Annotated in this window: 21 protein-coding genes; 19 read left to right on the forward strand and 2 right to left on the reverse strand. The window is 36.0% G+C overall.

Annotated elements, in window-relative coordinates; genetic code table 11:
* The 8 genes from BW732_RS10435 to flgL all read left to right on the forward strand — a co-directional run bounded on the left by BW732_RS10435 (nucleotide 1) and on the right by flgL (nucleotide 6202).
* Nucleotides 1–363, forward strand: coding sequence for a response regulator (locus tag BW732_RS10435; RefSeq protein WP_077276673.1), 363 nt, complete (start codon nucleotides 1–3; stop codon nucleotides 361–363).
* Nucleotides 364–402: 39 nt separating this feature from the next.
* Entirely contained in the window at nucleotides 403–819 is a 417-nt protein-coding gene (locus BW732_RS10440; protein ID WP_077276674.1) for a chemotaxis protein CheW, read from the forward strand.
* Complete coding sequence (gene fliM, locus BW732_RS10445) at nucleotides 816–1820, forward strand: flagellar motor switch protein FliM (protein WP_077276675.1); 1005 nt, start codon at nucleotides 816–818, stop codon at nucleotides 1818–1820. Before BW732_RS10440 ends, fliM begins: the two co-directional genes overlap by 4 nt.
* Nucleotides 1817–2911 (forward strand): flagellar motor switch phosphatase FliY, encoded by a 1095-nt coding sequence (gene fliY / locus BW732_RS10450; RefSeq protein WP_077276676.1) that lies wholly within the window; start codon nucleotides 1817–1819, stop codon nucleotides 2909–2911. The genes fliM and fliY overlap by 4 nt, the downstream gene beginning before the upstream one ends.
* 146 nt (nucleotides 2912–3057) lie before the next feature.
* On the forward strand, nucleotides 3058–3339 hold the full coding sequence (flgM, locus tag BW732_RS10455; RefSeq protein ID WP_161485562.1) for a flagellar biosynthesis anti-sigma factor FlgM: 282 nt from the start codon (nucleotides 3058–3060) through the stop codon (nucleotides 3337–3339).
* 6 nt (nucleotides 3340–3345) lie between these two features.
* On the forward strand, nucleotides 3346–3705 hold the full coding sequence (locus BW732_RS10460) for a flagellar export chaperone FlgN (RefSeq protein ID WP_077276678.1): 360 nt from the start codon (nucleotides 3346–3348) through the stop codon (nucleotides 3703–3705).
* A gap of 27 nt (nucleotides 3706–3732) precedes the next feature.
* Entirely contained in the window at nucleotides 3733–5265 is a 1533-nt protein-coding gene (gene flgK, locus BW732_RS10465) for a flagellar hook-associated protein FlgK (protein WP_077276679.1), read from the forward strand.
* A 4-nt stretch (nucleotides 5266–5269) separates the two neighbouring features.
* Nucleotides 5270–6202 carry a flagellar hook-associated protein FlgL gene (flgL, locus tag BW732_RS10470; protein WP_077276680.1) on the forward strand — a complete coding sequence of 311 codons (933 nt, stop codon included), beginning with the start codon at nucleotides 5270–5272 and terminating at the stop codon, nucleotides 6200–6202.
* A gap of 48 nt (nucleotides 6203–6250) precedes the next feature.
* Here flgL and BW732_RS10475 read toward each other — a convergent pair whose 3' ends face one another.
* Nucleotides 6251–6835 (reverse strand): YrrS family protein, encoded by a 585-nt coding sequence (locus BW732_RS10475; RefSeq protein ID WP_161485563.1) that lies wholly within the window; start codon nucleotides 6833–6835, stop codon nucleotides 6251–6253.
* Nucleotides 6836–6993: 158 nt separating this feature from the next.
* On the opposite strand from BW732_RS10475, the gene BW732_RS10480 reads away from it, so the two are divergent.
* From BW732_RS10480 to BW732_RS10510, 7 genes are all read left to right on the forward strand, one after another.
* On the forward strand, nucleotides 6994–8103 hold the full coding sequence (locus tag BW732_RS10480) for a flagellin N-terminal helical domain-containing protein (protein WP_077276682.1): 1110 nt from the start codon (nucleotides 6994–6996) through the stop codon (nucleotides 8101–8103).
* A 131-nt stretch (nucleotides 8104–8234) separates the two neighbouring features.
* Complete coding sequence (locus BW732_RS10485; RefSeq protein WP_077276683.1) at nucleotides 8235–9422, forward strand: flagellin N-terminal helical domain-containing protein; 1188 nt, start codon at nucleotides 8235–8237, stop codon at nucleotides 9420–9422.
* Between the two features lie 105 nt (nucleotides 9423–9527).
* Nucleotides 9528–9929, forward strand: a complete 402-nt coding sequence (locus tag BW732_RS10490; RefSeq protein ID WP_077276684.1) for a flagellar protein FlaG — start codon at nucleotides 9528–9530, stop codon at nucleotides 9927–9929.
* Nucleotides 9930–9934: 5 nt separating this feature from the next.
* Nucleotides 9935–11371, forward strand: coding sequence for a flagellar filament capping protein FliD (fliD, locus tag BW732_RS10495; RefSeq protein ID WP_077276685.1), 1437 nt, complete (start codon nucleotides 9935–9937; stop codon nucleotides 11369–11371).
* A 24-nt stretch (nucleotides 11372–11395) separates the two neighbouring features.
* The gene (locus BW732_RS10500; RefSeq protein ID WP_077276686.1) at nucleotides 11396–11716 is read left to right on the forward strand and encodes a hypothetical protein; all 321 of its coding nucleotides are present in this window, start codon (nucleotides 11396–11398) and stop codon (nucleotides 11714–11716) included.
* A gap of 85 nt (nucleotides 11717–11801) precedes the next feature.
* A complete protein-coding gene (gene fliS, locus BW732_RS10505; protein WP_077276687.1) occupies nucleotides 11802–12098 on the forward strand; it encodes a flagellar export chaperone FliS in 297 nt (98 codons plus the stop codon).
* Nucleotides 12099–12119: 21 nt separating this feature from the next.
* Nucleotides 12120–12923 (forward strand): C39 family peptidase, encoded by an 804-nt coding sequence (locus tag BW732_RS10510; protein WP_077276688.1) that lies wholly within the window; start codon nucleotides 12120–12122, stop codon nucleotides 12921–12923.
* 153 nt (nucleotides 12924–13076) lie between these two features.
* On the opposite strand, the gene BW732_RS10515 is transcribed toward BW732_RS10510, so the two are convergent.
* Nucleotides 13077–13838, reverse strand: coding sequence for a MerR family transcriptional regulator (locus BW732_RS10515; RefSeq protein ID WP_077276689.1), 762 nt, complete (start codon nucleotides 13836–13838; stop codon nucleotides 13077–13079).
* Between the two features lie 185 nt (nucleotides 13839–14023).
* On the opposite strand from BW732_RS10515, the gene BW732_RS10520 reads away from it, so the two are divergent.
* From BW732_RS10520 to BW732_RS10535, 4 genes are all read left to right on the forward strand, one after another.
* On the forward strand, nucleotides 14024–15691 hold the full coding sequence (locus BW732_RS10520) for an alpha-glucosidase (protein WP_077276690.1): 1668 nt from the start codon (nucleotides 14024–14026) through the stop codon (nucleotides 15689–15691).
* A gap of 34 nt (nucleotides 15692–15725) precedes the next feature.
* Nucleotides 15726–17489 carry a glycoside hydrolase family 13 protein gene (locus BW732_RS10525; RefSeq protein ID WP_077276691.1) on the forward strand — a complete coding sequence of 588 codons (1764 nt, stop codon included), beginning with the start codon at nucleotides 15726–15728 and terminating at the stop codon, nucleotides 17487–17489.
* Nucleotides 17490–17586: 97 nt separating this feature from the next.
* Nucleotides 17587–18849 carry an extracellular solute-binding protein gene (locus BW732_RS10530; RefSeq protein WP_077276692.1) on the forward strand — a complete coding sequence of 421 codons (1263 nt, stop codon included), beginning with the start codon at nucleotides 17587–17589 and terminating at the stop codon, nucleotides 18847–18849.
* Between the two features lie 65 nt (nucleotides 18850–18914).
* A complete protein-coding gene (locus BW732_RS10535) occupies nucleotides 18915–20216 on the forward strand; it encodes a carbohydrate ABC transporter permease (RefSeq protein WP_077276693.1) in 1302 nt (433 codons plus the stop codon).

Raw genomic sequence — 20216 nt, forward strand, 5'->3', positions numbered from 1 at the left:
ATGTCAAAAAAAGTCTTAATTGTAGATGATGCGGTATTCATGAGAATGAAGTTAAAGGATATCTTAGAAAAAAATGGCTATGTCGTTGTTGGTGAAGCTCAAAACGGATTAGAAGCAATCGATAAATACAAAGCGACAAATCCTGATATTGTGACGATGGATATTACCATGCCTGAGATGGATGGAATTGAGTCATTAAAAGAAATTAAAGCGATTGATCCTAATGCAAAAGTCTTAATGTGTAGTGCTATGGGACAGCAAGGAATGGTCATGGATGCGATTCGTGCTGGCGCGCTTGATTTTATTGTAAAACCATTTGATACTGACCGAGTAATCAAAGCATTAGACAAGGTTTCAGTCTAGTCGCTCGCTACCGGAATTAAGAAAGGAGCAACTGAGACCATGCAATTAATTGTTTTTACTAAAAAGAACAAATATTTTGGTATCAAGACTGAAAATGTCAGTGAAATTATCTCCGCAACTAAGTGTTATTTAGTACCTGAAGCTCCAGAATGGGTTGAAGGCCTGATTAATTTGCGTGGCTCAATTGTCACACTAGTTAATTTTTCAAAGTTTTTGAATGAGGAAGATACTGAACAACATGATAATATTATCATTATCCAAAAAGACAGTGAAAAGATTGGGTTGTTAGTAGAAGGAATTGTGGGTGTTGCCGATATTGATCCTGAAACAATTCAGCAGTTACACACTACCAGTGACGAACCAAGCATTTTCTTAGGCTTAGTGCCAGTTGAAGATAAAATGACTAATATTATTGATATTATGACCATATTTGCAGAAAATGAGGGATCCAATTGAAACAAGTATTGAGCCAACAAGAAATTGATTCATTACTAAATGCAATAGATAGTGGTGAACTCGATAATGATGAGTTGTTAGTGGACGAAAAAGACGCAAGTGAAGCCAAATTATATGATTTTAAGCGGCCGACTAAATTATCTAAAGAGTATGTTAATACGCTATATATGATTTTTGAAGACTTTTCAAAATATGCTGGCAACTCCTTAACGACTCAATTAAGAACTAACGTCGGTTTAAAATTAGCGGCAATTGAACAAATTAGTTACGATGAATTTATTCATTCTATTCCTAAGTTTACTCTATTAGGTATCTTCCAATCTAAACCAATGAATGGTATCCAAATGATGGAGATTAATCCACAATTTAGTATGCTAATGATTGAAATTCTCTGTGGTGGAACTGAAGCGCAGATTGGTAAAAATGAAGAGATTGCGAAGAAAAGTTTCACAGATATTGAGATGTCAATTTTAGAAGAAGTGATGGGCGTGTTCGTTTCAGCTTTTGAAACGGCTTGGCAGGATATTACTGAATTAAATAGTAAACTAGAAAGTTTAGACACTAATCCACAACTTTTACAAAATATGTCGCCTAATGAGCCAGTTATTTTGATTACTCTCAGGATGTCAATTTTTAAACGTAGTACCTATGTTAATCTATGTGTACCTTATGTGTTTTTTGAAGGGATTATTGACAAATTAAGCTTTCGTAATTGGTTTGATACGGATGAAGGATTTAATCAAGAAGACAACCATCATTTAAAGAAAAATTTAGAAACAGCAGATTTAGAATTAGAGGCTATTTTAGGACAAACCACAATGACTTTATATGATTTTTCAAAATTAGAAGTAGGGGACGTTGTCACATTAGATCAAAAAATTTCTGATCCGTTGAAGTTATATATCGAAAATCAATTTTTTGGTAAAGTAAAACCAGGAAAAAGTAAAGATAAGTTAGCCATTGAAATTTTAGAGTTTACGGAAGGGGAGTTTGAACTATGAGTGAACAACTAACACAAGAACAAATTGATCAATTATTAAATGGTGGTGGTGAAACACAACCCGCTACTGAACCAACGTTACAAGTTGATCAACAAATTGCAGACTTAATTGGTGAAGTAGGAAATATTTCGATGTCACAAGCAGCAACGACACTGTCATCGATTCTGAATCGACGAGTAAATATTACAACTCCTAAAGTGTCTTACGTCCATTTTAAAGAAATATTAGCTGAAATGGTCATTCCAAAAGTGTCGACGGTTGTCGAATTTAAAGAAGGACTAGAAGGTAGTAACTTCCTATTGTTGAATACAACAGATGCAATTATCATTGCTGATTTAATGATGGGTGGCGACGGTCAGACTGACAAAACTGAATTTACTGAGTTAGAATTAAGTGCGGTTGGTGAAGCGATGAATCAAATGATTGGTTCAGCGTCTACATCAATGGCTACTATGATTGGTCGCAAAGTTGATATCTTACCGCCTAGCGTATTATTATGGGAAGATGAAGACGCTGTCCAATATACAGGCATCGCACCAGAAATGGTTGTGTGTAAAGTATCATTTTCATTATCTGTTGAGGGTGTCATTGATAGTGAAATCATGCAAATTTATTCGCAATCAATGGTGGAGCGTATTTCATCAATTATGTTATCTGATAAAGCTGAAGTCCTTGAAAATCGAGAGCCAGCGAAAACTGTAGCGGAATCAACTGTGAAGGCTACACCAGTTGTGGAAAAAGCAGCAACAGTGGAACAACCGGAACGTAAAAAAATTACCGTTCAAAAACCTGAGTTTCAAGATTTAAGTAGTCATCGTGTTGAATCAAGTATCGATAATTTAGACTTGATTATGGATGTCCCACTTGATTTTAGTGTGGCTCTAGGAAACACTAGAATGTCGATTAAGGAAATCTTAACTCTAGGTGTCGGGTCTGTGATTGAATTAAATAAATTAACTGATGAGCCATTAGAAGTATATGTTAATGGTAAACTCATTGCACATGGAGAAGTTGTCGTGATTAATGAGAATTTTGGTATCCGTATCACTAAAATTTTATCACAAAAACAACGACTAACTAATTTATACTAAATGTGAACTGGGTTTAGATTAATGTCTAAATCCAGTTTTTTTCAATTTAGACTTAACATCCGAATTTATTTCCCGATAATTAACGTATAAGAGCTAATCGAATGAACATGAGATTAATCCATCATACTAATAAAGGAGATAAGCAGATGAAAATAACCAATCAAAACCAATCGTATATTGATACTAAGAAACATCTTGACCAATATAAAAAAGTTCAACACCAAGTGAGTCAATCGGCCAAAGAGCATTCTGTGACTGTTGATATTTCGTCAACATCAAAAAAAATTCGTCAGATTGAAACGAATGACGCTTTTTCAAAAGCAGAACGTATTGCTCAAATTAAATCAGCGATTAAAAGTGGCACGTATTCCGTGTCTCCTGATAAAATTGCGCACTCGATTGTGGAATCTATGAAAGAGCAAAGGTAGTAACCTATGAGTGAAAAAGAAAAGATTTATTATTTAAAAAAATTAGTGACGATTCTTAAAAAAGAAAAAAAGTATTTACTGAATAATACCAGTGAGAAAGTGATTGACTGTGTGGCCCAAAAAGAAGAATTGGCTGAAATCATTCAGACATTTACTCATGTCGAATCAGAGCAAGCAAGAGAATTAATTCGCCAAATTAAAGAGCTACAAGACATCAATTTGATGCTAACAAAGCAAGCGATTAGTTACAATAATGTCTTTTTATCAGCTGTGGTTAAAGGTGCTAAGAAAGCAAGTAGTACCTATGCACCAAATGGTGAGATGGCCGTTCAGACTGATGTTCGATTAATTGAGGAATTATTTTAATAGATAAGTGAAATGAGGTGACAAAATATGTCAGGATTATTTGGAACACTAGGTACAGCAAATAAAGGGTTAAACGCTCAACAAAAAGCTTTAGAAACTGCCAGTCATAATATTTCAAATTCCAACAATGCTAATTATTCTCGGCAACGGGTAAATATGCAGGCTGATTTGCCTTATACTCTAACTGGTGTGGGACAAATTGGTACCGGTGTAAAAATAGCAGGCATCACACGGATTGTCGATGATTTTGTCATTGGTAATATTCGAAATGAAACGGCGAATTTTAACTATTATAGTCAAAAATCTGAGGTGCTAGGTCAGTTAGAATCTATTTTTAATACGACACCTGGTTCAAAAGGATTAACTGATAATTTAGCGACTTATTTTGATTCTTGGACAAAATTAGGGAATAATCCAGAATTTGATAATTCAAAATCTATTGTATTGGAAAATGCCAATAATTTAACAGATACCATTCATCATACAGCACAACAAATAACAGATTTAAGCCGCAATACGTTAGCCACTTTAGAAAAAAGTGTTCTAGATGTAAATAGTAAGTTACAAGAGTTAGATGAATTAAACAATCAAATTTATAAAATATCGAGTGATGGCAGTATGCCAAACGATTTGTTAGACAAGCGAGATGCGCTTTTAAAAGATATTTCAAGCTTTGGTAAAGTTGACGCGTCGTTTGATAAATATGGACGTGTCTATTTAAAAATGGCAGGTCAAGATATTTTAACGAAAGAGTCGGTTAAAGTCATTAGTGTGGTGACAGGCAAGTCTGCTAACGGTCAATCGTTAGTATCTGTTGGTGGGAATTCACTTGCAACTAAAGCAGAAGTTACAGATGATTATCCAGTTGGACAATTAGTTATTTCTGAGAGTTCAACGCAATCAACGGACTTTAAACCGTTAACCATTGGTATGGGAGCAGCTAAAGGAATGCAAGATGCGTTAGCGGATATTGACGTACGGATGTCAGAATTGAATAACTTTGCCTTTAGCTTTGCGACAGCTGTTAATTTAATTCATTCGGATGGTGGTAAAGGAAGTGATTTCTTTACGTTGGGTCAAGATGGTAATTACGCCCAAAATATTAATGTCACAAGTGATATAAAAGCTGATCCAAGCAAAATCAGTACTGGTAAAGACTTAAATGGTACGGATATTGGGGATGGATCACGAGCCTTAGCAATTTCTAAGCTAAAAGACGCGACATTTGATTTTCCAGTTAGCCAAGCAGAATTAGAAGCGAATTACGATGCGAGTACCATGAGTTTTAAAAAGACAGATGGTGGATTAACTTTTTTAGGGGCATACGTTGATATTGTGACGAAGAACGGAATTGCCAAACAACAAGCAGACAATCGTATGGAGTCTCAAGCATATATCTTACATCAATTGGAACAAAAAAATGCGTCCATTTCTGGTGTGAATATCAATGAAGAAGTCTCAGACGTTATTCGGTTCCAACGGGCATTTCAAGCAAATTCTAAAGTCATTTCAGTAATTTCTGAAATGTTGGATACATTAATTAACAGGACAGGAGTGTAATCTGATGCGCGTATCGAGTTCAATGGCTTATACGGAATTTAACCGTAACTTATCGACGAATCAAGCCAATCTACAAAAATACCAAAACCAACTAAGTACACTCAATCAATATAGTAAATCTTCTGATAATCCCTTAGTGTTTGCTAAAATTATTAATATTGGAGATTCAATCACTCAAAATAAATTTTATAATGAAACCATCGGTGATGCTATTTCATGGACGAATACACAAGATAAAGCATTAAGCAATGCGACAGATTCATTGCACCGAATTCGCACATTAATTCAATCAAGTGCGACAGGGACACAAGGGGCAGCCGAATTAGCTGCAAATAAGAGTGAAATTATCGCAGAAGTTGAGGGCCTTGTTGACGCATTAAACACTAATTTTGATGGTCGTTATATTTTTGGCGGTCAAAATACCAAAACGCCACCTTTTGAGGTGATTAAAAATGCACAAGGTGATATCACTGAGGTTAAGTATCATGGGACAACAAGTAAGCCCAATGCTAATTTAAGTCGAGAAATTGCTAAGGGTGTTGATATCGAGTTAATTTCTGATGGTCGTCTACTAGTCAATGAAAAAGGGACAACAACTAGTCCTGATAACTTTGGGTCATTTGTGAATGACGTGTTAACAGCATTAAATACCGATGACAAAGATAGCTTATCTGGTAACTTATTGACAAAAGTTGATCAACATACTGAAAATTTTGTGACGGTTAGAACGCGTATTGGGACATTATCTAATCGCTTAACCGCTGCTAAAGACCGGAATGAAAATGAGAATTTATCGTTACAGTCAGTCTTGTCTGATAAACAAGAAGTAGACATTGCGCAAAAATATATGGAGTTTTCAAATGAGATGGTTGCTTACCAAGCTTCACTATCAATGGGAACTAAAATTATGCAAGCGAGTATCTTAGATTACGTTTAGCTAAAAAAGTCCAAAACAAGTTAGTATCTTGTTTTGGACTTTTTTAGTTTATTTAAAGGATGTTGGTAATTCATAAAGTTCTTCGACTAGCGCTGGTTTGTAGCCTTGATTTTTTTGCCAATCAATCGTCACTCGGTAAACATCCTTTGTTTGTTTGTTTTCTAAGTAACCTATGATTTGAGTAGGGCTCGTCATATCAAGCCACCATTCTTCTAATTGATTAGAAGGAAGCTCCAGTGCGTGAGTCATTGCTTGCCGCATTTCCTCACGGTCAATTGATCCACTGTTAAAATTAATTTGATGTGGTTCAGTTTGTTTCGTTGGTAGAGGTTGCCATTGAGTCTTTTTATAGGCTTGTTTTACCAAAGAGTCAGCTGATTTTACAAGAGTCATTGTGTCAGTTGACTCAGTTGTTTTTTGTGTGGTTGTGGCGTTTTTGGTTACTGGTTGCGAGGTGTCAGTTGTTTGGGTGGTCAAAGTGATTTTTTGACCTCCAATTGGTTCAGCGATTGGCTTGGGTGTCAACCACTGTTTCAGTTGGATAATCAGCAATATAGCGAGTAAGCCAAGTAATAAAAATCGGATTTTTTTAGTTCGCCACACATAGTTGGCAGCTTTTTTAAGTTGTTTCACGTAATCTTCCCCAATCGACGTCATTTGTTTCATTGTAACATGAGCTAATTTTAGAGAACAACTAGAAAAAATTTAATTTAGGGCTTAACTACTCTTTCGATCACCCGATAATAATAGTAGAGGATAACCTCAAAGAAAATAAATGGAGGAATACAACCATGAGAATTAATACAAATAGTGCCGCATTAAATACTTATTCACGTTTAGGTGCAGCTAACGCATCAAAAACAAGTTCATTAGCAAAATTATCATCAGGTCTACGTATCAACAAAGCAGGAGATGACGCAGCTGGTTTAGCAATCTCGGAAAAAATGAAAGGCCAAATTGGTGGATTAAAACAAGCAACACGTAACGCACAAGATGGTATTTCTTTAATCCAAACAGCAGAAGGCGCATTAAATGAAACACACGATATCTTAAATCGTATGCGTGACTTAGCTTCTCAATCAGCTAACGGCACATTAGGCGACGATGACCGTAAAGAGTTAAACAAAGAGTTCTCAGCATTAAAAGAAGAAGTAACACGTATCTCAAAAGACACACAATTTAACCAAAAAACATTATTAAATGGTGATTTTGATTCAGCAGCTAAATACAAAACTGAAGCAGCTGGTAATTTTGATAAAATCGCAACTGTTAATATTACTGATAAAGCAGCTGCAAAAGGATTAACATTAACAGCAGGTGGTGCTAAAGATGCAGAAGCAACACTTACAGCATCAACTGATTTTGAAGCAAAAGATGGTGAAATAAAAGATAAAGCTGGTAAAGTGATTGGAACATATTCATTAACAGATGAAGGGAAAAAATTAACAACTGCTGCAACTGCTGCTGATACATTCGCTGTGACAGAAGAAGCGGCAGCTAAACCAGAAAAAGCCCTTAAATTCCATATTGGCGCTAATGAAGGTCAACAAATTGCTGTAAGTATTGGTAAAATGGATGCTGAATCTTTAGGTATTGATAAATTAGATTTATCAAAACAAGATGACGCTGATAAAGCAATTACAACGATTGATGCAGCTAAAGCAACTGTATCAAGCACACGTTCTGATTTAGGTGCGGTACAAAACCGTTTACAACACACAATCAACAATTTAGCAACAACACAAGAAAACTTAACAGAAGCTAATTCACGTATCCGTGACGTTGATATGGCAGAAGAAATGATGAGTTTCACTAAGAGCAATATCTTGTCACAAGCTGCTACATCAATGTTAGCTCAAGCTAACGCAATGCCACAAAGTGTTCTTTCATTATTACAATAGGACAATAGACTTTTTAAAAAAACTAATCAAATGATTAGTTTTTTTTTTTTGATACTATTAACGTCTACTAGTTTCACCCGATAATAATAGTAGAGGATAACCTCAAAGAAAATAATTGGAGGAAAATAGTCATGAGAATTAATACAAATAGTGCCGCATTAAATACTTATTCACGTTTAGGTGCAGCTAACGCATCAAAAACAAGTTCATTAGCAAAATTATCATCAGGTCTACGTATCAACAAAGCAGGAGATGATGCCGCTGGTTTAGCAATCTCGGAAAAAATGAAAGGCCAAATTGGTGGATTAAAACAAGCAACACGTAACGCACAAGATGGTATTTCTTTAATCCAAACAGCAGAAGGCGCATTAAATGAAACACACGATATCTTAAATCGTATGCGTGACTTAGCAACGCAATCAGCTAACGGTACATTAGGTAATGACGACCGTGCCGAGTTAAATAAAGAATTTACGGCATTAAAAGAAGAAGTAACACGTATTTCAAAAGATACGCAATTTAACCAAAAAACATTGTTAAATGGTGATTTTGATTCAGCAGCTAAGACAGAAGTTAAATTTGCTGCCGATTTTAGTAAATATGCAGATGTAGTAATTAAAGATAAAGCGGCTGCTAAAGACTTAGAAGTAACTTATGCTCGAAAAGAATATGATGGGGCTGATGTAGCGACTAAAGATGGTAAAGCATCAATTACTGTTGATACTAATAAATTTGCGATAGTTGAGGAATCTGCTGAGAAATTTTCTATCTATAACAAGGCTGATGTGACTGGTGGTAAAGCTAATGCTGATGCTAAAGAAATTGCAGAAGTCAGTTTAACAGCAGCTGGCAAAGATTTAACTGCAACCGGAGCTGCAATAACAAATCAAAAAGCAACAGTTGAAGAAACACCAGGCGATAAAACTAAAGAATTATCTTTCCACATTGGTGCAAATGAAGGTCAAAAGATTGGCGTGAGCATGGGTAAAATGGATGCCGCATCTTTAGGTATTGATAAATTAGACTTAACTAGCCAAGATGCAGCAGATAAAGCAATCACAACGATTGATGCAGCTAAAGCAACTGTATCAAGCACACGTTCTGATTTAGGTGCAGTACAAAATCGTTTACAACACACAATCAATAACCTGGCAACTAGTCAAGAAAACTTAACAGAAGCTAATTCACGTATCCGTGACGTTGATATGGCAGAAGAAATGATGAGTTTCACTAAGAGTAATATCTTGTCACAAGCAGCAACATCAATGTTAGCTCAAGCTAATGCAATGCCACAAAGTGTTCTTTCATTATTACAATAAGCAAAGTCACTTGAAAATAGGGGATAAAAGTCGGCGAAGTCATTTGTCGGCTTTTACTTTTAAGGGGAATATCAATTAGGAAGGTACTTAAAATAGGTGCTAATTATGGATATACAACCGATTGTTCATCAAATAAATCGTCTGAAACCAGTCACTGATGGAAAAATTATGAATGACTTACCAGACAATAGGCCAACACTACCAAGCAAATTACAAGAACGGGTTGACGAATTAGTTGATCCGCATGGTAATATTTATCAAGCAGGAACAATTTCAAGCTATAGTAAAGAAAAAATCCAAGAGGAAATTGCGTACGCTAACCGATTTTTAGTTGGACATCAGACGAAATTTCATTACCAAATCCACGAAGAAACGGGACGAACGATTGTTGAGTTACGTGATATTCAAACGGACGAAATTGTCAAAGAAATTCCTCCAAGTGAATTTTTAGATGTTGTAGCTGAAATTTGGAAATTATCTGGTATTATAGTTGATAAGGAAGGGTGACTTAAATGGCAAATGTATCAAGTGCAACAGGTATCAGTTCAACGCTAGGCAGTTATTCAGGCATTACGTCAAAAGAAATTGATCAAATGATTGAAGCGTCATCATTACCGTTACTCAAGCTAAACAATCAAAAGTCAAAGATTAATGAGCAACAAAATGCCTGGAAAGATGTAAAATTACGGTTAAATACATTTTTAAGCAAAATTGAAGCATTACAAAAAAATGACACATTTAATTCAAAAAAGATTACGAGTTCTGATGATAAAAAAGTGAGTGTCACAGCGACAGACAAAGCTGCTAATGATAACTACCGAGTAACGGTTCAAGAATTAGCAACGGCTTCTAAATTAACGTCTGGAAAAATTCCAGCTTTGGAGAATAAAACAATTTATGATGCGTTAAATGTTTCTGGTGACCTAGTTATTAAAGGGAAAGATGGCAAAGAAACAGCGATTTCCTTAGAAACAACGGATGGACTGAAAGAGTTAACGATTAAAATTAATAACCAAAGTAAGGAAACCGGTGTCAAAGCAACAATTGTTGATTCGCGTTTAGTTCTATCAAATGTCGAAACTGGAAAAGCTGATTTTAGTGTTGCAGATAATGATTTGGCTAAAACATTAAATTTATCGGGAACTGAGAGTCATTTTGAATTAGGTAAAAATGCTGAGTTTACGATTGATGGGATGAAAGTTGAGCGTTCGTCAAATAAGATATCCGATGTGGTCGAGCATGTCACGTTTGAGCTCAAAGCTAAAACGAGTGACGAAGTGTCATTAGGCCTAGTTCAAGACCATGATAAATCAGTATCGGCAGCGAAAGACTTAGTCGAGCAGTATAATAATGTGATGACATTTATTGATGAAAAACTTTCTGTAGGAGACCCAAGTAAAAAAGGAAATAAAACGGGCGCACTATCTGGAGATAGTTCATTAATTCGTTTACAGTCAGCTTTACGAACAATGATGACGGCTGCTGTGCCAAACTCAGGTAATACCACCATTAATAAACCAAAAGATATTGGTATTTCGAGTGTCGACCGCACCTCAACATTGAAATTTGATGAAGAGGCATTTAAGAAAGCGTTAGAGAAAGACCCACAAGCGGTTCAAAATTTCTTCTCGACAACAATAACCTCAAAAGATCCAGTTGATGGGACGACCATTACTACTGAATCTGGGTATATGAAAGGATTAAAAGAATTAACAAATTCTTTTATAACAGATGATAAAGATAAAAAAAGTGTGTATACTACTAAGACAAGCACATTTGATTTAACATTAAAAGATATTGATAGCCGAATTGATAAATTTACTGAGCAAATTGATAAAAAACGTGATTACTATGTACGGACTTTTACTCGTTTGGATCAAATTATGATGCAAGCAGAAGAACAAATGAGTTATCTGCAAAGTCAGTTGCAGTCATTTATGCCACAATAAAGAATTAGAGAAAAGGTGAACACAATGACGAATTCGTTAATTGAGGAAATGTTAGAGAATTTAAGCGTTTGGGATGGGACAGTCACAGACGGGGAAGACATTATTACAAAAAATGGTGTGTTAGTGGCGACTATTCGTGATAGTGATAAACAGTTGACAGCGAATGATGCTGAAAATATGCAGCAAGTGATTCTTAAAACTGAAGCTATTCAACAAGTGATTCAGGCTGAGCGTAAAACGGTGATGAGTCAGCTAAACCAGGTTACACCGGTAAACCGTAACAAAATCGTTGATAGTTACATTTCCCAATATACGGATTCGTATTTTGTCGATCGAGATTATTAAAAGTAGAGAGGATAAGCAATATGAGTTATCAAAAAGGTAGCGATACTTATCGCCAAAATCAAATTTTGACTGCGTCACCAAAAAAATGATTGACTTGTTGTATGAAGGAGCGATTAAGCAATTAAAATTGGCAGAACTAGCTCTGGATAAAAAAGAATTTGAACAGGTCAATACCCATCTGATTAAAGCTGAAGATATTATTTTAGAGTTGAAATTATCAGTTAATCCAGCTGTTGAGGGTGAGGTGCCAAATCAATTAATCGAGTTATATGATTTTATGTTTTCTCGTTTAGTGACGGCCAATATAGAAAAAAATTTGGAATTGATTCAACTGGTTAGAGGCATGATTGAGGAATTACGTGAAACATGGGCGCAGTTATAGAGAGTAGAATGGATTGATTAGATGAAGCAACAGATTAAATTTAGTGGAATGATTGTGTGTCTAGGCGTACTATTAGTTGGTATGACAGGTTGTACGTTGCCACCAGTGGCTCAGTCAATCGTCACCAAAGCAAAGGTTGCACCTAAAAAGCAAGCGGCTAGTGACAATGAGCGAGTACTAGGCACACATGATTTATTGATTGGCTATCAGTCACATATTGAGCATTCGCACGAAGAACTCGCTTCTTATCACCTTGATGTCCCACTTTATAATCAACTCACAGAACCTGCTTTGAAATATGGCTGTGAAGTGACAGCTCTTGGGATGTTGCTAGCTTACTATGGTTTTGATGGCAATAAAAATAAGTTACAGCAACAAATTGCCAAAGAGCCTTATCAAGATAGCCGTGGATTAATGGGGAATCCTAATAAAGGCTTTGTTGGAGATGCGACGGGAGAAAAACCAGGGACTGGTGTCAATCATGGTCCAATCGCCAATTTGGCCCAACAAGTTGTTGGTGATAATTATCAAGTCGTTGATGCTACTGGTCAGTCACTGCAAGTCTTACTAGATAAAGTAGCGACAGGCCATCCAGTTTGGGTAGTAACAAGTATCGATTATCGTTTGCCTGAAAAAGAGGATGTCGTAAAGTGGAAAACCGCTGAAGGTGTACTGGATGTTCATTTGAAGCACCATGCAGCTGTCTTAACTGGGTACGATCAGACATCTGTTTATTTAAATGACGCGTATGGTGAAAAAAAGTCATTGATCGGGATTTTTTTTCTGATATTTATCAAACGATGGGAGCACAAGCAGTTTATTTAGATAAGTAAGATCCCAGTTGCTAGTTAACCCAAGTTGACCGTAAGACTTTTCATTACGTTATTTTGGTTAGCTAAAATCAAACAGTAAAAGACACGTTAGAGATGTATCTGAAAGGATACTCTTTAACGTGTCTTTTACTATGTACTCGTCTAATTATGCATAGTAAGTAATAATATCATGTAGTAACTGAGCACTCGGTTTTTCTGTCCGCGTATTATAATATGTAGCAAAGCGGTCGTCAGCCAGATACATCTCTGCTAGTGCTAGATGATACTCTCGGTGGTAAAACGGTGCAGTGAGCTGTAGCCAATTTTTATGTGCTTGAAAAGCTTTTTGTGCTTCATGGGAAGTTAAGTCGGGTGACTTTGTCTTTAAAAGTAGATTTAAGGTAGCGAACAAACTAGCTTCATAGTCAAGCATCGCGTGATAATCTGCTGGCGACAGATGCATCCATTTTTCTTGACTTTGTTTAAGTGTCTCTTCGCTATATGTTTGAGTTAATTCGTGCCCATACTGGTCTTGATTTTCAGTGATTTTTTGTGTCATAAAATGACGAAATTTTTCGGTATTGGTCATAGTCATATCTCCTTGATACGTTTTAATGGATTGGTCAAGTGAGGTTATCAGTTGGTTTAGCGTGTTTTTTTCATTGATTAGTCGCGTTTTTTGTTTAATTAATTCAGCTAAACGCTGTTCGGGTGTTTGTTGTAAGAGCAATTGAATGGTCTGTAAAGAAAAACCAAACGTCTTGAAAAATAAGATTTGTTCGAGACAATCGACTTCTTTTTGCGTATAAAGCCGGTATCCGCTAGGACTTTTGAGCGTTGGTTTGAGTAACCCAATTTGATCATAGTAGCGCAAAGTTCGAGTCGTTACACCAGATAAGTTGGCTAATTCGCTAATTGTATAGGTCATATGGTAATCTCCTTTCTTGATTAAAGTCTATGGTATGACGTCACGTTAAGGTCAAGCTTACTGGCTTATTTTTTAAAAATAACTGGTAGATTAAATTATGTTATCGCTAACAATCAATTAGTAGTTGTGAAAACGTATAATCTTTTCTACACTTAGAGTGAGTAAAAAAGGAGGGCTGATAGCTTATGACAACATATTGGTGGAAAAATGCAATTATTTATCAAATATATCCTAAAAGCTTTAAAGATACAAATGCCGATGGAATTGGTGACATTCAAGGAATTATTGACTCATTACCATATATTAAATCTTTAGGTGTGAATACACTATGGTTAAATCCCATTTTTATTTCACCACAAATTGATAACGGTTACGATGTGTCAAATTATTATGCGATTGATGAGTTATTTGGGTCGTTAGCTGATGTTGAGCAGTTAATTGCTGAAGCGCATGCACTTGATTTAAAAATTATTTTTGATTTGGTTTTAAATCACACTTCGAATCAACATCCATGGTTTCAAGAAGCTTTAAAAGGACCAGATAACATGTACCGTGATTATTATCTATGGACCGATGCACCAAGTGATGGCACGTTGCCGAACAATTGGGCGTCATTTTTTGGTGGGTCTGTTTGGGAGAAAGATGCAACAAGCAATCAATTTTATTTTCATTTATTTGCTAAAGAAATGCCGGATTTAAATTGGAAAAATCCTGAAGTTCAAAAAGCAATGGTCGATATGGCAAAATTTTGGTTATCGAAAGGAATCGACGGCTTTCGTTTGGATGCGTTCATTCATATGATTAAGGCAGATTTTGCCTTAAATGTTACGGGAGTACCTATTGGCGAGATAGCGATTGCTGAAGAGTATTATGCGAATTTACCCGAGGTAAAAGTTTATTTGGAAGCGTTTATTCAAGAGTTACGTGAGGTAAAGCCCGATATCTTTATTGTTGGTGAAGCCGCATCTGCAACCCCGGATTTAGCTTTGGACTATATAGGAGAAAATCTTTGTAGTACGGTGATTTCTTTTGACCATATCAAAGATCGTGAAATAAGTGGTAATTCATTAATTCCAAGTGGATTAGGTGACAAAACGCTTCATGTTCCTGATTTTAAAGAGCGTATGTCTGACTGGCAAAGTCAATTAATTCAAGGTGTGCAACCAACATTATATTGGAATAATCATGATATGCCACGTCTAGTTTCACGATTTGGCGATGAAAAAAATTATCGGACAGCCAGTTGTCAATCTCTAGCGGTTGCGATGTATTTGTTACGAGGCATTCCAGTAATTTTATATGGGGAAGAAATTGGAATGAAAAATGTAAAAATCGATACGATAGAAGCTTTCCAAGATCCTATGGCTAAACAGTATTATCAACAATTAGTTACAAATGGTTTCACTAATGAAGATTCCCTTCGCATGATTGCCAGTATTAATAAAGAAGCTAGTCGAGGTGGGATGCAATGGGATGACACAACCTATGCTGGATTTTCGACAGTCCCATGTTGGTCTGGCGTAAATGTTGAAAAAGACTATAACGTTGCAGCAGAATCTGAAAATGAAAATAGCGTCTTAGCTTTTTATCAAGAGTTATTACGCTTAAAAAAAGACGACATATTCCAATTAGGCGAGACAGAGTTTATTGATACCGAGGATACGTTAATTGCTTACAAACGTATCTTGTTAGATGAGGAGGCGATTGTGGTGTGTCATGTAGCAACTGAGCCGACTGATGTGCCGTTATGGTTAAGAGAATTAGACAATACTTATCAAGTAGTTTTTGGTACATTTAATCATCACAAAGATGACATCATGCAACCATATGATTATCTAGTATTATCAAAATAATTAATGAAATACCTAATATAGAGGAGAATGAGAGATGGAAAGAGCCGCTTTATATCACCGCCCAGAAAGTGAATTTGCGTATTTATATGAAAAAGATGTGTTACATATCCGGTTACGAACAAAACGAAATGATGTTGCTGAGGTACATTTAATTAGTGGCGACCCCTATCTTGTATCAGAGGATAAATGGTACCAAACGTCACAACCAATGCATGTCATTGCACAAACGGAAGATTATGACTATTGGTTTATCGAAACAAGTGCGGAATTTCGTCGGATTCAATATGCCTTTGAAGTCATCGGTCATGATCAAGAAGTTGTCTTCTATGGTGACCGCGGTATTTTTAGTATGACTGATTTAGTTCGCGCCAAAGCTGAGAATTATTTTAGATTACCTTATTTCCATGAGGCAGATCGTGTGAAAACACCTGAATGGGTGAAAGAAACAGTTTGGTATCAAATTTTTCCAGAGCGTTTTGCGAATGGGGATTCGAGTAATGACCCAGAAGGAACGCTACCGTGGGGTAGTAAAGCACCAAGTACAACGGATTTCTTTGGTGGAGATTTAAAAGGAGTGGTGGATCATTTAGATCACCTTGTTGATTTAGGTGTGACAGGGATTTATTTCTGTCCAATTTTTAAAGCATCATCTAATCATAAATATGATACGATTGATTACTATGATATTGATCCTGATTTTGGTGACAAAGAATTATTTAAAACTTTAGTCCAACAAGCGCATGAGCGTGGTATACGTGTCATGCTAGATGCTGTTTTTAATCATATGGGTTACTACGCAAAAGAGTGGTTAGATGTTGTCGAACATGGTGAGAAGTCTATCTACAAAGATTGGTTCCATATCCACGATTTTCCAGTCGAATTTGGGATGAATGGTAACTTTGAAGGGGCCAAAACGATTGCTTATGACACGTTTGCTTTTACACCAAGAATGCCTAAATTAAATACTGACAACCCTGATGTTCAAGCGTATTTACTTGATATTGCTACATACTGGATTCGTGAATTTGATATTGATGCTTGGCGATTAGATGTTGCTAATGAAGTTGATCACCGCTTCTGGAAAAAGTTCTATGATGCAACAACTGCCTTGAAGGACGATTTTTATATTCTTGGTGAGATTTGGCATTCTTCACAAAGCTGGCTAAATGGTGATGAATTTCATGCTGTGATGAATTATGCGTATACAGAAACTATTATGAATTTCTTTATCAAACGTGATATTTCAGCGACAAAATTAGCTAGTGGGTTATATGAACAATTAATGCTTTACAGAGACCAGACCAATCAAGTGATGTTTAATTGTTTAGACTCGCATGATACGCCACGTTTGTTAACAACATGTGGTGAAGACCATGACTTAGCCAAAGCGACGTTAGCCTTCACCTTTATGCAACAAGGGTCACCATGTATTTATTATGGGACTGAATATGGGATGACTGGTGGTGGCGATCCAGATTGTCGTAAGTGTATGGTTTGGAATAAAGAAGATCAAGATGAGAATTTTTATGACTTTACAAAACACTTAATTCGTATTCGCCAATCTGAGCAAAAGATTCTTTCCTATGGTTCACTGGTTTTTGATAAATTAAATAACGATAATCGTTTTATTTTGTTTAGACGTGTGTTAGATAATGTATCATTAGTTGGTGCGTTTAATAATGGTGAAAAAGACCAAAACATTGATGTAGAGGGCGAAGTGTTAATGAGTCAAAATGTTTCTATGACAGGTAAGAAAGCGGTTGTCAGTAAAAATGGCTTTATTTTATTCAGAAAATAAAACATGTTAACGGTAACAAAGTAAAAACGCTTGCAATGACTCGCGTAACAGACTACTCTTAGAGTGTATTCAATAACAAACAGGAGGTTTAATTAACATGAAAAAAGGAATGAAGCGTTTGGGGCTAGGTCTTTTAACAGCTGGAGTAGCCTTAACATTAGTTGCATGTGGTAGTAATAAAGAGGACAAAAAAGCTGATTCTAAGAAAAGTGACACGCTCTTAGTATCTGTTGATAAAGGCTATACCAAGTATATCGAAAAAGTCAAAGGTGACTTTGAAAAAGAGAATGGTATCAAAATTGAACTAGTCGAGAAAGATATGTTTGAACAATTGGAAGCTCTCTCTTTAGATGGACCTGCTGGAAAAGCACCTGACGTGATGATGTCTGCTTATGACCGTTTAGGACCTTTAGGGCAACAAGGACATATTGCTGAGTTAAAACTATCTGAGGATAGTCGTTATGATGACCGCGACAAACAACAGGTAACAGTTGATGGCAAGTATTATGGTGCCCCTGCGGTTATTGAAACATTGATTATGTATTATAATAAAGATTTAATTGATAAAGCACCAACAACTTTCAAAGAAATAGAAGAATTAGCTAAAGACGATAAATTTGCTTTTGAAGGTGAAAAAGGGAAAAACGTTGGTTTCTTAGCTAAATGGACTGATTTTTATAGTACATATGGTCTTTTAGCTGGATACGGTGGTTATGTATTTGGTAAAGATGGTACTGATCCAAAAGATGTTGGATTAGCAACTCCTGGAGCAATTGAAGGAATCGAGTACGCAACAAAATGGTACAAAGATGTTTGGCCTCAAGGGATGTTAGATATTAAGAGTACTGGTGATTTTATCGATACACAATTTATCGATGGTAAAACAGCAGTTATTATCAATGGACCATGGGCAGCTGCTGGATACAAAGATGCGAAGGTAAACTTCGGTGCTGCTAAAATTGCTACTTTACCAAATGGTAAAAATTATGAACCATTCGGTGGAGGAAAAGCTTGGGTTGTGAGCAACTACGCTAAAAACAAAGAGATGGGTCAAAAATTTGTTGATTACTTAACAAACGATGCTAACCAAAAAGAATTCTACGCGATGACAAATGAAGTACCAGCTAATAATGTAGCACGTGAAGAAGCGAAAAAAGGTGACGATGAAATTGCTCGTGCCGTTGTAGAACAGTATGAAAGCGCAAGTCCAATGCCTAATATTCCTGAAATGGCTGAAGTATGGGCTGGTGGTGAAAACTTAATGTTTGATGCTGCTTCTGGTAAACAAACTGCCAAAGAAGCTGCAGACGCTGCTGTTAAAGTGATTAATGAAAATATTGCTCAAAAATACGGCGAATAATAGTAAGTTAGACAGCAGAGGGAGTTACAACTCTGCTGTCTTCTTTCTAAAGATAGGAGAACATCATGAAAACATTAGACGATAAAAGAGATGTCAAAAAAGCAACCCTATTATCCCTAATTCCAGGATTAGGGCAGTTTTACAATAAGCAAATGTTTAAAGGTATTATTTTCTTTGTAATGTTTGTGTTATTCTTGTTTGAATTATTTACTTTTGGAATTGGTGCGATTGAAGGCTTTATTACACTGGGACAAGTTCCAATGGTCGATCATTCATTATTTATGTTAATTGAAGGGACACTTCAAATTATCATTACCATTATTTTCTTCATTTTCTATGTCTTTAACATCAAAGATGCTAAAGCTGTAGCAAAACGTTGGAATACTGGTGAACATGTTAATACGACGACAAAAGAAATTATTGGTAATTTACTTGATGGTGGGTTTCCGTACTTATTGACTTTACCAGCTTATCTAGTCATGACGGTATCAATTATTTTCCCAGTTTTAGTTACTTTGTTTATGGCATTTACTAACTATGATTTTAAGCACATTCCACCTGCTGGTTTAGTAGACTGGGTTGGACTAAAAAACTTCTTTAGTATTTTCTTCTTAAGTTCTTATCGTGCCACGTTTGGGGCTGTATTTAGTTGGACATTAATCTGGACTTTGTGTGCTTCAACGTTACAAATCGTTTTAGGTGTCATGACAGCAGTTATTGTTAATCAAAAATTCATTAAAGGTAAACGTTTGTTTGGGGTTGTTTTCTTATTACCTTGGGCAGTACCAGCGTTTATTACGATTATGAGTTTTTCAAATATTTTTAATGATAGTATTGGGGCAATTAACACACAAGTTTTGCCATTATTTAATCATTTACCATTTATTGATATTGCGCCCGTTGCTTGGAAAACAGATCCATTTTGGACAAAAACAGCGATTATTATGATCCAAGGTTGGTTAGGTTTCCCATATATTTATGTAATGACAACTGGAATTCTTCAATCAATTCCAGAAGAATTATACGAAGCAGCGAAAATTGATGGTGCTAATGCGATGCAACGTTTCAACACGATTACGCTACCAATGATTTTATATGTTGCTGCACCAATTTTCGTGACACAGTATACAGGTAACTTTAATAACTTTTCAATGATTTATCTATTTAATAATGGTGGGCCTGGTAGTGTAGGAGGCGGTGCCGGATCAACGGATATTTTGATTTCGTGGATTTATAAGTTGACCACTGGTAATGCCCCACAGTATTCGGTTGCAGCGGCGGTGACACTAATTATCTCATTTGTCGTGATTAGTATTTCCTTACTAGTCTTTAAGAAAACTAAAGCATTTGATATGGAGGGTATGTAA

Origin of the sequence: Vagococcus penaei, from assembly GCF_001998885.1 — a bacterium.
Taxonomy (GTDB): domain Bacteria; phylum Bacillota; class Bacilli; order Lactobacillales; family Vagococcaceae; genus Vagococcus; species Vagococcus penaei.

Excerpts from the sequence above, each read along its gene's own strand:
- BW732_RS10530 (WP_077276692.1), top strand. The coding sequence starts at position 17,587 with ATGAAAAAAGGAATGAAGCGTTTGGGGCTAGGTCTTTTAACAGCTGGA.
- flgL (WP_077276680.1), top strand. The coding sequence starts at position 5,270 with ATGCGCGTATCGAGTTCAATGGCTTATACGGAATTTAACCGTAACTTA.
- BW732_RS10460 (WP_077276678.1), top strand. The coding sequence starts at position 3,346 with ATGAGTGAAAAAGAAAAGATTTATTATTTAAAAAAATTAGTGACGATT.
- BW732_RS10525 (WP_077276691.1), top strand. The coding sequence starts at position 15,726 with ATGGAAAGAGCCGCTTTATATCACCGCCCAGAAAGTGAATTTGCGTAT.
- fliY (WP_077276676.1), top strand. The coding sequence starts at position 1,817 with ATGAGTGAACAACTAACACAAGAACAAATTGATCAATTATTAAATGGT.
- BW732_RS10520 (WP_077276690.1), top strand. The coding sequence starts at position 14,024 with ATGACAACATATTGGTGGAAAAATGCAATTATTTATCAAATATATCCT.
- flgK (WP_077276679.1), top strand. The coding sequence starts at position 3,733 with ATGTCAGGATTATTTGGAACACTAGGTACAGCAAATAAAGGGTTAAAC.
- BW732_RS10435 (WP_077276673.1), top strand. The coding sequence starts at position 1 with ATGTCAAAAAAAGTCTTAATTGTAGATGATGCGGTATTCATGAGAATG.
- flgM (WP_161485562.1), top strand. The coding sequence starts at position 3,058 with ATGAAAATAACCAATCAAAACCAATCGTATATTGATACTAAGAAACAT.
- fliS (WP_077276687.1), top strand. The coding sequence starts at position 11,802 with ATGATTGACTTGTTGTATGAAGGAGCGATTAAGCAATTAAAATTGGCA.
- BW732_RS10535 (WP_077276693.1), top strand. The coding sequence starts at position 18,915 with ATGAAAACATTAGACGATAAAAGAGATGTCAAAAAAGCAACCCTATTA.
- BW732_RS10490 (WP_077276684.1), top strand. The coding sequence starts at position 9,528 with ATGGATATACAACCGATTGTTCATCAAATAAATCGTCTGAAACCAGTC.
- BW732_RS10485 (WP_077276683.1), top strand. The coding sequence starts at position 8,235 with ATGAGAATTAATACAAATAGTGCCGCATTAAATACTTATTCACGTTTA.
- BW732_RS10510 (WP_077276688.1), top strand. The coding sequence starts at position 12,120 with ATGAAGCAACAGATTAAATTTAGTGGAATGATTGTGTGTCTAGGCGTA.
- BW732_RS10480 (WP_077276682.1), top strand. The coding sequence starts at position 6,994 with ATGAGAATTAATACAAATAGTGCCGCATTAAATACTTATTCACGTTTA.
- fliD (WP_077276685.1), top strand. The coding sequence starts at position 9,935 with ATGGCAAATGTATCAAGTGCAACAGGTATCAGTTCAACGCTAGGCAGT.
- BW732_RS10440 (WP_077276674.1), top strand. The coding sequence starts at position 403 with ATGCAATTAATTGTTTTTACTAAAAAGAACAAATATTTTGGTATCAAG.
- BW732_RS10515 (WP_077276689.1), bottom strand. The coding sequence starts at position 13,838 with ATGACCTATACAATTAGCGAATTAGCCAACTTATCTGGTGTAACGACT.
- BW732_RS10500 (WP_077276686.1), top strand. The coding sequence starts at position 11,396 with ATGACGAATTCGTTAATTGAGGAAATGTTAGAGAATTTAAGCGTTTGG.